Annotated in this window: 13 protein-coding genes; 12 read left to right on the forward strand and 1 reads right to left on the reverse strand. The window is 36.8% G+C overall.

What is annotated here, in order from left to right:
- Positions 1 to 120 precede the first annotated feature (120 nt).
- From TE34_RS03585 to TE34_RS03610, 6 genes are all read left to right on the forward strand, one after another.
- Positions 121 to 405 (forward strand): DUF3784 domain-containing protein, encoded by a 285-nt coding sequence (locus TE34_RS03585; RefSeq protein WP_047983460.1) that lies wholly within the window; start codon positions 121 to 123, stop codon positions 403 to 405.
- Between the two features lie 304 nt (positions 406 to 709).
- Positions 710 to 1,444 carry a GNAT family N-acetyltransferase gene (locus TE34_RS03590; protein ID WP_047983461.1) on the forward strand — a complete coding sequence of 245 codons (735 nt, stop codon included), beginning with the start codon at positions 710 to 712 and terminating at the stop codon, positions 1,442 to 1,444.
- A gap of 156 nt (positions 1,445 to 1,600) precedes the next feature.
- Entirely contained in the window at positions 1,601 to 2,098 is a 498-nt protein-coding gene (locus TE34_RS03595; RefSeq protein ID WP_047983462.1) for a hypothetical protein, read from the forward strand.
- Positions 2,099 to 2,214: 116 nt separating this feature from the next.
- Positions 2,215 to 2,421 (forward strand): hypothetical protein, encoded by a 207-nt coding sequence (locus tag TE34_RS03600; RefSeq protein ID WP_047983463.1) that lies wholly within the window; start codon positions 2,215 to 2,217, stop codon positions 2,419 to 2,421.
- A gap of 32 nt (positions 2,422 to 2,453) precedes the next feature.
- On the forward strand, positions 2,454 to 2,645 hold the full coding sequence (locus tag TE34_RS03605; protein WP_157037572.1) for a hypothetical protein: 192 nt from the start codon (positions 2,454 to 2,456) through the stop codon (positions 2,643 to 2,645).
- A gap of 50 nt (positions 2,646 to 2,695) precedes the next feature.
- Positions 2,696 to 3,139, forward strand: coding sequence for a hypothetical protein (locus tag TE34_RS03610; protein WP_047983465.1), 444 nt, complete (start codon positions 2,696 to 2,698; stop codon positions 3,137 to 3,139).
- A gap of 79 nt (positions 3,140 to 3,218) precedes the next feature.
- Here the strand turns inward: TE34_RS03610 and TE34_RS03615 are convergent, their stop codons facing one another.
- Positions 3,219 to 3,704: a DUF1189 family protein gene (locus tag TE34_RS03615; RefSeq protein ID WP_047983466.1), complete on the reverse strand. Its 486-nt coding sequence runs from the start codon at positions 3,702 to 3,704 to the stop codon at positions 3,219 to 3,221.
- Between the two features lie 212 nt (positions 3,705 to 3,916).
- Between TE34_RS03615 and TE34_RS03620 the strand changes: the two genes are divergently transcribed.
- The 6 genes from TE34_RS03620 (at position 3,917) to TE34_RS03650 (ending at position 12,412) form a co-directional block, all read left to right on the forward strand.
- Positions 3,917 to 4,855 carry a YybS family protein gene (locus TE34_RS03620; RefSeq protein ID WP_047983467.1) on the forward strand — a complete coding sequence of 313 codons (939 nt, stop codon included), beginning with the start codon at positions 3,917 to 3,919 and terminating at the stop codon, positions 4,853 to 4,855.
- Between the two features lie 48 nt (positions 4,856 to 4,903).
- Positions 4,904 to 6,877, forward strand: a complete 1,974-nt coding sequence (locus tag TE34_RS03625) for a DHH family phosphoesterase (protein WP_047983468.1) — start codon at positions 4,904 to 4,906, stop codon at positions 6,875 to 6,877.
- Positions 6,874 to 7,320 (forward strand): 50S ribosomal protein L9, encoded by a 447-nt coding sequence (rplI, locus tag TE34_RS03630; RefSeq protein ID WP_047983469.1) that lies wholly within the window; start codon positions 6,874 to 6,876, stop codon positions 7,318 to 7,320. The genes TE34_RS03625 and rplI overlap by 4 nt, the downstream gene beginning before the upstream one ends.
- 36 nt (positions 7,321 to 7,356) lie before the next feature.
- The gene (gene dnaB / locus TE34_RS03635; RefSeq protein WP_047983470.1) at positions 7,357 to 8,727 is read left to right on the forward strand and encodes a replicative DNA helicase; all 1,371 of its coding nucleotides are present in this window, start codon (positions 7,357 to 7,359) and stop codon (positions 8,725 to 8,727) included.
- Positions 8,728 to 9,358: 631 nt separating this feature from the next.
- On the forward strand, positions 9,359 to 10,648 hold the full coding sequence (locus TE34_RS03645; protein ID WP_047983472.1) for an adenylosuccinate synthase: 1,290 nt from the start codon (positions 9,359 to 9,361) through the stop codon (positions 10,646 to 10,648).
- A gap of 297 nt (positions 10,649 to 10,945) precedes the next feature.
- A complete protein-coding gene (locus TE34_RS03650; protein ID WP_047983473.1) occupies positions 10,946 to 12,412 on the forward strand; it encodes a M23 family metallopeptidase in 1,467 nt (488 codons plus the stop codon).
- Positions 12,413 to 12,508: the final 96 nt, after the last annotated feature.

A 12,508-nucleotide genomic window follows, 5' to 3' on the forward strand; every position in this document is an offset into this window, starting at 1 on the left:
TTGTTAAGATAGAAGTAAAGATAGGCTAAAGGAACAGTTTAGTTGAATAAAGAAACCTTTTTTGATTGCGAATCGTATATATAGTATTGGTAAAAATATACGGATTATGGAGGTTTAAAGATGGAATATGGTCTTTTAATTATTGGTATAGCTCTCTTACTGTTTTCCTATTTGGTGGCTGTGAAAAAACAAACGTGGTTATTAGCTGGATTTAATGAAAAAAACATAAAAAATAAATCTTTATTAGGTAGAGTTACAGGAGGAGTTTTTTTTATGCCCCTGGGATTGTTAGTAGTTATCCATAGTTTTATTGACTATCCTCATGAGAACACGGTTCTTATAATTGCAATGTTGGTTTTATTAACGATTACGTATGTATTGATTAATAGAAAGTTGCTCGATTGATTCTAACTGGGTTTAGTGAAGTTCCGTAATGATAAAGAGGAGGGATATTGTGAAATGTATACTTTTTATTGTAGTATCCTTTTTACTCGTGTATCTAAATAGCAAACCTCATTTAAAGGGTTTGCGTTTACAGCGGTCAATGAAGAACAAAAAAATTAACAGTTGAACATAATACCTTATTAAAGAATCGGGTGCTTTACTGTAATGGTGATGACAATTCAATTAATGGGGCAGGAGTTGAAGAAGAGTAATACCCATATTGATAATAGATAAGTTTATTATAGGAATAAAGGGAGTATAGATTATGAATGGAATACTGAACAAACTTAAAGAAGTTGGTGTACATAGCATAATTAGTGACGGACAAATAATGTTGGAAATGTTAGAAGATAATTTGATTCTAGCGGAACAAATCGATGGTCTTATAAATGATCTCTTAATTAAAACTAAATATAGCAAATATAAAAAGGTGTTGCTAGAATGCCCTAGAATTCATTTAGAACAATTAAATGGCATAATGGAAAAGATGAAGATAATAGGTGAAAGAGTTATTTATAAAAGGTCTTTGAGAAATTTATTAGATATTGAGGGCTTAGATTACGAAGTATGGTCAATTACTGAGGAGAAATCTCTTTCATTTCTATCTGAAGTAATGGATAGAAATATGGATGATATTGAAAAGTTTTTTATGAGTATGATAACTGAACTGCCATTACAAATTCAGAAAATGTTCACTATCTATAAAGTTAATAATGAACCTATTGGAGTGGTCTTTCCTCACCTCGAACCAGATAAGGACAACGAAGGACGTATTTTTTGGATAGGTATTCATCCTAAATTTCGAGGGAAGGGCTGGGGCAAAAACCTACACCTGATAGGGCTATATAGATTGAAAGTAGATTTTAAAGCAAAGTCTTATTTAGGTGCTACTCAAATCAACAACAATCCAATGAGAAAGATAATGAAATACAATGGATGTGTTGAAAATAAAAATACAGTTATTTCATTAGAGTATTCTAACAAGCTATATAGTGAATAATTTTACTTATACTAACGAGTGCAATACTTAAAGAAGGTGATCCAATAAGGTCGCCTTTTTATAATGGTTTAATTTTAATATTATTTTTGGATAATTAACGGAATTTTGAAACTAGTTATAGTCCCATATCGTATGTAAAGTAAAGGAGGTTCATTTATGAAAAAATTCATTTGGATAATGTTACTTATAGGTATGTTTTTGATAGTTAGTGGCTGTAGCAACAACGCCTTCGATGAAAATGAAGTCAAGGAATTCGTAATGGAATACAAAACAAACCAATATATGGTTGAAGATGCTTCTGATCCACCGACAGCAGTGGAAATCGGAGAAAAAGTTAAGTCATACCTTTCTGAAGAGGAATATGAACATTTTTTTATTAGGCGTTATTTTCGTTTCATTACCGTAGTAGCAGAGAATACTGGTTATAGTAGTGAGTTACAAGATGTTATTTTGGAAAAGACGGAAGAAAATGAGGATGGTTCGGTTGACTACGATTATACTGTATCAGTGAAATACTATGATGACAGCTTTTCGGAACTAGTTGAAACCAAAGGGCAAATGACTATCCAACATGATGGAGAAGATTATAAGATTACACGTGATTGGGAAAATCCGAATCAATTTGTACAGGAAGCAATTTTGAAAAAGAAATAACAAAATATCATTACGACATTTTTATTTTAAGTCCTTAAACTAATATGTGTAATGGTTAAATAAGGAAAACCACTTTCACCTATGATATAAGGTTGAAAAGGAGTTGGAGGATATTTATGGAAAAGGGAATTGCATATACTTTGGTTCTGATATTTTTATCTATTGTTCTCTTTTTAGTTGTGACTAGCATACTTAAAACAAGCCATCCATCGATAGTTTTTTTTCTTTCCATAATTACTAGTCACTTGATTTTAGAGAAAAATCAATGGGTTTTTGGAAAAAGTAGTTGGATAGACGATAACTCTGACGAAGATAGAAAATAATTGAAAGAGTAGTTTGTTGAATGTGGGTGCTTATGACTAACTTTCATCTGACAGATTTTTTACTCAGTTTAGTAATTCTATTAGTAATTCTATTCTTAATAGGTTTTCTGATTTTTATTGTGATTAAAAAAGGAATAGCTGCCGGCATAAATTCCAGTAAAAAAATTGAGGAGCTCGATAAGAGAATTAGCCAATTGGAAGAAGAACGTAACATTCCTGATTAAACTATCGGGTACTAAAGCAGTTCTGGAATAATTTAATTGGAGGTGAAACAATGAAGTCAAACGTAATCCTAGCAATACTATCATTGTTCTTTTTACTTGTTGGTTGTGATGAGATTAATATAGATGCAGCTAACTCACCAGAAGATGCCTTAAAGACGATAGAGATTGGAAACAAAGAAAGAGAAATAATTGTATATGGTTCTCATCAAGTGAATGAAGCGTTAGTCCTCATTGTCTTTCGAGGCGTAATGAATGATAAGGATATTTGGGTTGCGGACGTTCGAAAAGCTAATGGTCAATGGAGAGCTGAAGAAGTTGTCCAAATGAATGGACCTTTTGAAGGAAAGGGCGACATTCAAACTATAATTACTAATGAGGAATATGGATATGAAATAGGTTATATCGATAGTGATGTACCAGCCACGAATAAAGGAAGTGTTATTGAAGTAGATGGCGTGGAAGAATGGAAAATTTGGATTAAGGAATCATCGTGATACCAATCCCAAGAAAATCTAAAAGATCACAAAAAAAGCTTGATTTCAATATTCCATCAAGCTTCTTGTGACTATACAATTAACGAGTCTTCCTTTTAGGATATACCGTAATAATCTTAAGCAATAGGAACAATGTCCATATTAGCGTAAATAATAAATAACTATCATCAATCGGATAAATGAAAGCAATAACCATGTAAGCAATAAAAGGTATCGTCGTGCTATAGGCGATCATTTTCCATAGAATCTGTAACTTTAACTTGCGCTGCATGACTTTTGCAATCCAGGTAAACACATAAGCTAATAATGTAATTAATAAAAATACCATAATCGTTAGTGGTAAATAATAGAATATGAAAAAGTAAATAAAGCGAAATATAATATTCATATCTGAACCAATGCCTGTAGTTTTCGTAAGTTGGTCTACTAAAGAAGGCAAGGATACGATGAACAGTAGGATAAACATATAGAAAACCGTAATATCCATCGGAATACGGTTCAGTTTAAAGACGGTTTGTTTTGCTGGTAATTGGAGACTTAATATAAATGTTTTCCAGAGAATCACGATTTTTCAACCCTTTAATTATGACTTCCTTTATATTATAATGGAAGTTGTCACATAAAGCTTAATATAAAGTATGACATTTCACCCTAAACTTCAGAATGCCCCTCATGTGCATCACACTCTAGCAATATACTCTTTCTAATACCGTATACACCATTAAACATGTTATCATATGACAATAAACTTTAACGTAAATATGAGGTGCAAACTAGATGAATAAATCAAAACAATTAACAGATGGAGCACTATTCACATTGGTATTTATCGGAATGCTACTGGCATCCGTTTATCTCCCGGTTCTTTCGTTCTTTACCGTGTTAGTACTAGCTGTTCCTTTTATTATTTACTCGGCAAAACATGATTGGAAGCCAGCCTTGGTTATGCTGGCAGTCAGTATCTTATTGTCTGTACTTGTAGCTACGATTATATCTGTTCCTTTAACCATATTTGCTGGTTTGGGAGGCATTATGATTGGTTCTGCTATCCATAAGGAATTAACGCCATATGAAACGTGGGCAAGAGGGACATTAGGCTATGTTGCTGGTATCCTATTTGCTTTGGTTTTTGCCTTTTTAGCATTCAATGTCAATATTTTAAACGAATTTAACCAACAAATGGATCAAATATTGGAAATGAGTAAGCAAATGACCATCGATTTAGGTATGGGAGAAGTTTCCGAAGAGGATCTTGCCATCGTCGAGCAACAGGTCAATTTATATAAACAGCTATATCCAGTCTTTATCGTATTTACGGCGCTGTTACTTGCTCTGCTAAATCAATGGATTGGCTATAAGATTGTTAACCGAATGGAAAAGAAACAGTTACGTTTCCCTAAGTTTCGGAATTTGAAATTCCCGAAATCCATTCTTTGGATTTATCTATTTGCTATTATCTTTTCCCTTTTCCAAAACGATCCGAATGGAACTGTGCTTATCGCTTTACAAAATGTGATGATGCTAACTGGGTTGTTGATGGCGATACAAGGACTTTCTTTTGTTTTCTTTGTTACCCATCACAAGAATAAAAGCATTGCGATACCAATTATAGTGGTTGTATTAACCGTTATTTTTGCACCATTACTACTTCCATTGATTCGAATCTTAGGTATAATTGATTTAGGGTTCGGACTTAGGGAACGTATGGTACAATAATAGTTATGAATTAAAATTAGAGTGCTCATTAATAGGAGCTGAATAGACATGTCAGATAAGTTAAAACGACCAAAGTTAAGTAAGCATTTATGGCTCATTTACGCAGTCTCTGTCATCTTGCTTGGATTTATTTGGTATTATGAATGGATCCTTGGAAGTATTATGACAGTTTTATTAGCTTTGTCGTTTTACTACACCATTCAAATAGAAAAGAAATTAACGGATGAGACGGAACAATATATCTCAACCTTATCCTACCGAGTAAAGAAAGTAGGAGAAGAAGCCTTACTCGAAATGCCAATTGGTATCATTCTCTTTAGTGAAGATTATAACGTCGAGTGGACGAATCATTATATGAACCAATTTACCGATGAAGATACGGTTGTTGGTGAATCACTTAATGTGATATCGGAAGACTTGATTCCAATGATTAAAGAGAATCATGATGAAACTCGTATTAGTATAGAAGAGTTTGAGTTTCAGGCGATTATTCGTAAAGAAGAACGATTAATTTATTTCTTTGACCGTACGGAGCAAGCGGAATTAGAAACGTTGTATCACAATGATCAAACGGTATTATTTATTATTTTTCTTGATAATTACGATGAAATTACGCAGAACATGGACGATACCATTAAAAGTCAGCTTAATTCAGAGGTGACAGCTTTCCTAAATCAATGGTCGAGTTCCTATGGGTTATATTTAAAACGTACATCGCAGGATCGCTTCCTAGCGGTTGGAACGAAAGAAATACTAAAAGACCTTGAAAAAGCTAAATTTGATATTTTAGATGAAATGCATGAACTTAATTCAGAATTAGATATCCCTATTACGTTAAGTATTGGGGTGGGCGTTGGGAATGCACCGTTACCGGAGTTAGGACAGTTAGCACAATCCAGCCTTGACCTAGCGCTTGGCCGAGGTGGAGACCAGGTAGCAATTAAAGATGATTCTGGAAAAGTTCGCTTCTATGGTGGAAAGACGAACCCAATGGAAAAACGTACTCGTGTCCGTGCAAGGGTAATATCACATGCGTTACGAGATTTAGTTCGAGCGAGTGACCGTGTCATTATTATGGGACACCAGGGACCAGATATGGATTCGATCGGTTCTGCAATTGGAATCATGAACATTGCACAGACCAATGGGATAGATGGTTACATCGTATTTGACCCCGATGATGTGAGCACAGGCGTCAATCGACTGATAGATGCGGTAAAAGCAGAGCCGAATATTTGGCAGCATTTCATTGACCCGGAAACGGCTGAAGATTTAATAACGAACCGCAGTTTAATTGTCGTTGTGGATACGCATAAACCTTCCATGGTCGTTAGCAAGCGACTGTTAAGCAAGTCGGAATATAAAGTGGTTATTGACCATCATAGACGTGCTGAGGAGTTTATTGATAATCCGACACTAGTTTATATGGAACCATATGCATCATCAACGGCTGAGCTGGTTACAGAGCTTTTAGAATATCAGCCTAAAGGTGAGAAGCTTAGAATGCTTGAGGCAACAGCCCTTCTTGCTGGTATTATTGTCGATACGAAGAGCTTTACGTTACGAACTGGTTCTAGAACCTTTGATGCGGCATCGTATTTACGAGCAAAAGGTGCCGATACCGTATTAGTGCAACAATTTTTAAAAGAAGACTTGGATTTATATGTGAAACGCAGTAAACTAATTGAACGAACAAATATTTATCGCCAATCGATTGCGATATCAAAAGCAGATCCTGGTGATGTTTACGGACCGGTTCTAATCGCACAAACGGCTGATACTTTATTAACGATGACAGGAATTTCCGCGTCATTTGTAATCGCCGAGCGAAGTGATGGAAAGATTGGTATCAGTGCACGCTCTTTAGGCGAAATTAATGTACAAATTATTATGGAACAAATGAATGGTGGCGGGCATTTAACGAATGCTGCGACACAATTAGAAGATACAACAATTGAAGATGCAGAAGCGCATCTGAAAGATATATTAGACGAGTATTACGAGGGGAGAGAAGTAGAATGAAAGTAATTTTTCTACAAGATGTAAAAGGTAAAGGGAAAAAAGGCGAAGTAAAGAACGTATCCGACGGTTATGCTAGAAACTACTTACTCAAAAATAACCTTGCAGAAGAAGCAACGGCTGGAAACATGAAGGCTTTGGATGCGCAAAAACGTAAATCCAAACAGTTAGAAGCGGAAGAGAAACAAGCTGCTGTACAATTAAAGGAAAAAATTGAAAGCTTAGAAGTGAAATTAAAAGCTAAATCTGGTGATGGTGGTAGACTATTTGGTTCTATTACTAGTAAACAAATTGGTGAGGCACTTCAAAAAGACTATGGTATTAAGATTGATAAACGTAAAATTGAACTAGACCAACCAATTCGTGCGTTAGGCTTTACGAATGTTCCTATTAAACTTCATCCGGAAGTTACAGGGACGGTTAAAGTTCATGTTGTCGAACAATAAGTTATTTGAGGCTCAGGTTAAAGGGGGAAACAAGTCATGAGTGAATGGAACGATCGTACTCCACCACATAATATTGAAGCGGAACAGGCCGTTATCGGAGCTATCTTTCTTGAACCAGAGGCATTCTCTACAGCATCTGAGCTACTAATGCCAGGTGATTTTTATCGCGCAAGCCACCAGCGAATCTTTGATACGATGCTTACGCTGTCAGATAGAGGAGAACCGATCGATCTTGTTACGGTTACTACTGCTCTTTCCGATACAAAGCAATTGGATGAAGCGGGTGGGGTAACTTATTTATCACAACTAGCTGAAAGTGTACCAACTGCAGCTAATATCGAATACTATGCAAAAATCGTAGAAGAAAAAGCAGTCCTTCGTAGATTAATCAGAACCGCAACAGATATCGTAACGTCCACCTTTGACCGTGAAGATGAGGTTGAGGATGTTTTAAACGAAGCGGAGAAGCAGATTCTTGAGGTTTCTGGCCGTAAGAATACAGGAAGCTTCAAACAAATAAAAGATGTACTAATTGATGTTTATGACAAGATTGAAATGCTCCATCAAAGTAAAGCAGATGTTACCGGTATTCCAACTGGTTACCGTGACTTAGATAAAATGACATCCGGTTTCCAACGAAATGACCTGATCATCATTGCTGCACGTCCTTCCGTGGGTAAGACGGCTTTTGCCTTGAATATATCGCAAAACGTTGCGGTTAATGCGGGTGAGAATGTAGCGATTTTTAGTTTGGAGATGGGTGCAGACCAGCTTGTACAACGTATTCTTTGTGCAGAAGGGAATATCGATGCAAACCGTCTACGTAATGGTAGCCTAGAGCCCGATGACTGGACAAAGCTTACGATGGCGATGGGAAGTCTCTCCAATGCGGGAATCTTTATTGATGATACACCAGGTATCCGTGTAAGTGAGATTCGTTCTAAATGCCGTCGTCTAAAGCAGGAACATGGCCTAGGAATGATTATGATTGATTACCTACAATTAATCCAAGGTAGTGGGAAACCAGGAGAAAACCGTCAGCAGGAAGTTTCCGAGATTTCTCGTTCCTTAAAACAACTAGCTCGTGAGTTAAACGTTCCTTTGATTGCTCTATCACAGCTTTCCCGTGGTGTGGAACAACGTCAGGACAAGCGTCCAATGATGTCCGACCTTCGTGAATCAGGATCGATTGAGCAGGATGCCGATATCGTTGGCTTCCTATACCGAGATGATTACTATGACAAAGAATCCGAAAAACAAAACATCATTGAAATCATACTAGCAAAACAACGTAACGGTCCAGTTGGTACTGTAGAACTGGCCTTCGTAAAAGAATATAATAAGTTCGTAGATTTGGACCATCGCTACCAAGCAAGTGATGTACCACCAGAACCGATTCATGCATAACAGTCTCTTTTTGAGGCTGTTTTTTTGTTTTTGGGGATGGTTTTGCTTGTGCTGGCGGTGGGGGCGAGAGAGAGCTGTTCTCTCGGACAAAAAGCTGCAGAGGGCGAAGGAGTTGTCCGAGAGAGCGGTTCTCAAAGACAAAATCGCGCGGAGAACAGAGGAAAGTGTCCGAGAGGGCGGTTCTCTAAGACAAAAACTCATGGAGAAAGGGAGAAATGTCCGAGAGAGCGGTTCTCTAAGACAAATACCCGCGGAGAATGGAGAAAATGTCCGAGAGAGCGGTTCTCTAAGACAAAAAACCCGTGGAGAACGGAGAAAGTGTCCGAGAGAACGGTTCTCTAGGAAAAAAACCCGCGGAGTACAGAGAAACTGTCCGAGAGAAGATTTCTCTATGACACCCCCACACGAATAAAGTCCGGCATATAACTTGAACAGTTTAAGCATGATTTTTCATTTAAAGACAACACTAATAAAAAGCTGGAATAACTACAATACACAAATTAACGAACGTTATACAATAAATTATAACCAATGTTCGTATTTATGTTGAATAATTAACATAATACTGTTAAAATAACCCTTGTGCAAAACCAATATACATACAATTAACAATAAACCCAGGAGGTGTCATATGTCCTCAGTAGTAGTAGTTGGAACCCAGTGGGGCGATGAAGGTAAAGGGAAGATTACGGACTTTTTATCACAGAATGCAGAAGTTGTAGCTCGATATCAAGGTGGTAACAATGCAGGTCATACGATAAAGTTTGATGGTGAAACCTATAAACTCCATTTAATTCCCTCAGGAATCTTTTTTAAGGAAAAGATCTGTGTACTAGGTAATGGAATGGTTATTGATCCAAAAGCGTTTGTTGAAGAGATTGCGTATTTGCATGAACGTGATGTTTCGACGGATAATTTAAAGATTAGTAATCGTGCCCATGTTATCCTGCCCTATCATTTGAAGTTAGATATTTTGCAAGAAGAAGAAAAGGGTGAAAATAAAATCGGTACGACGAAAAAAGGGATTGGCCCAGCTTACATGGATAAGGCAGCAAGGTCTGGTATTCGTATTGCGGATTTATTAGATAAAGATGCATTCCGTGAAAAATTAGAACAAAACCTGAAAGAGAAAAATCGTCTATTTGAAAAGGTTTATGAGGTTGAGCCACTACAAGTTGAGGATATATTAGAAGAATATTATGCGTACGGACAACAGCTGGCCAAATATGTTTGTGATACTTCCGTCGTTTTAAACGAAGCACTTGACGAAGGACGTCGTGTGTTATTCGAAGGGGCACAAGGTGTCATGTTAGATATTGATCAGGGGACATATCCATTTGTTACGTCATCAAACCCGATAGCAGGTGGCGTAACGATTGGCTCTGGAGTGGGCCCTACGAAAATTAAACATGTTGTTGGCGTATCGAAAGCCTACACGACACGTGTTGGGGACGGACCCTTTCCGACAGAACTCCATGATGAAGTTGGACACCAAATACGCGAAGTAGGTAGGGAGTATGGTACAACTACAGGTCGACCACGCCGAGTTGGTTGGTTTGATAGTGTCGTTGTCAGACATGCAAGAAGGGTAAGCGGAATTACGGATCTGTCGCTTAATTCCATCGATGTGTTAACAGGAATTGAAACGTTAAAAATATGTGTTGCGTATACGTACAAGGGTGAAGTCATGGAAGAGTTCCCAGCAAGTCTAAAAGTGCTCGCGGAGTGTGAACCCGTATATGAGGAAATGCCGGGATGGTCAGAAGATATTACAAATGTTAGTAGCTTACACGAACTCCCAATCAATGCAAGACACTATTTAGAAAGAATTTCACAGTTGACCCAAATTCCACTGTCGATTTTCTCTGTTGGACCTGATCGAACCCAAACAAATGTCGTTCGAGGCGTATATGGAAACTAAGAAAGGGAGCATATGTGCTCTCTTTTTTAATAGTTCTATATTATTACGTAATGTTACATGAATGTAAAATAACTGTATAAATATGGTAAAAAATACCCCTTTTCCAACATTTTTATGGAGAAAAATACATTTTTTTCTGAAAATGTTGTAAGTTATTATACATTTTGTTTACAAAAACTCGGATAGTGTTCCTTCCCTATCAAAACTATGGTAGATTAGTAGAGGATATAAATAGGTCTTTTAATCTATAAAAATAATCTTTTTAATATATATTTCATAGTAATAGGGGGAAATCGCGTGTTCTCGGGAAAAAGAAAGCAAGTTAAGCAGAATAAAAGCCTGCTTAAAAGAGCAATAATTAGTACCGGACTTGTAACAGTATTAGCTACGGGAATTGTCTTTGCGGAAGAAACTAACAGCGTAGAGCAAGTACATCATATATATGTAGACGGTAAGCATATCGGGCATGTCAGTGACCAACAGGTCGTGGAGCAATTGATCCAAGACAAGCTAAATAAAGCTAAAGGTGAATATGAGGATATTGACCTAAGTATCGGTGAAAATGTCGAATTTGTATCCGAACTAGTTTTTAATCCTACATACAAGAATGATTCTATTACTAATTACCTAGAAGAAAATTTAACAGTCAAAGCACAAGCTGTTGAGCTGGTAATTGGTGACGAGGTTGTAGGATATTTTGAAGATGAATTGGATGCACAAAAGGTTGTAGAAGACTACAAGCTTAAATATATTGATGCAGAAACATTAAACTTAATAGAATCTGCAAAATCTGCCGAAGAAGAATCAGGCGGTCCCCAAATCGCTGATAGTCCAGCAGACCTTGCAGTTGGTGAATCTACTATATTAGACGTTACACTTTCAGAAGAAGTTTCATATTCTGATAAAAAAGTTAATCCGAAAGAAGTTTTAACTGTAGCAGATGGTCTAAAGTTACTAGAAAAAGGTACTCTTCAAGAAGAGAAACATACGATTCAAGAAGGCGAAGTATTAGGAGCAATTGCTTCCAAATATGATCTATCCTTAGAAACTTTGCTAGAGTTAAACCCTTCCATTAAGGAAGACACTCTAATTCAAATTGGACAGGAACTTAACGTAACAGAGCTAAAGCCGTTCGTTGATGTCATTGTTAAAAAAGAAGAAAAGACAAAAGAAAAAATTGCTCATCAAACAAAAGTAGAAGAATCGGATTCTATGTTTAAAGGCGATCAGAAAGTAAAACAACAAGGTTCCGATGGTGAAAAGGTAGTACACTATGCGATTGAAGTTCGCAATGGTAAAGTTGCTAACCGCGATGTCTTAGAAGAAGAAGTTGTGAAAGAAGTAGTAGATAAAATCATTGTAAAAGGAACAAAGGTCATTCCTTCACGAGGTACAGGTAATCTAAGCTGGCCAGCCGTTGGCGGTTATATTTCTAGCCATGTTGGTTATCGTTGGGGATCTTACCATAAAGGAATTGATATTGCAGGTCCATCAAACCGCGCTATCCTAGCGGCTGACAATGGAACAATTGTATTTGCTGGATACCAAGGTAGTTTTGGAAATAAAATTGAAATCAACCATAATAATGGAATGAAAACTATCTACGCTCACCTTTCTTCCATTAACGTAAACGTTGGACAAACCGTACAAAAAGGACAACAAATCGGTGTCATGGGATCAACTGGAAACTCAACAGGCGTACACCTACACTTCGAAGTCTACAAAAACGGAGCACTCCAAAACCCACTAAACTATTTAAACTAAAAAAAATACAAGAAAAGCTGACTCATGGTGTTATAAGATGAGTCGGCTTTTTTAATAAGGCTTTTTGAGAGGATTATTTTGTAGGGAAATAAGTAA

The organism is Ornithinibacillus californiensis, from assembly GCF_001038485.1.
GTDB lineage: Bacteria > Bacillota > Bacilli > Bacillales > Amphibacillaceae > Ornithinibacillus > Ornithinibacillus californiensis.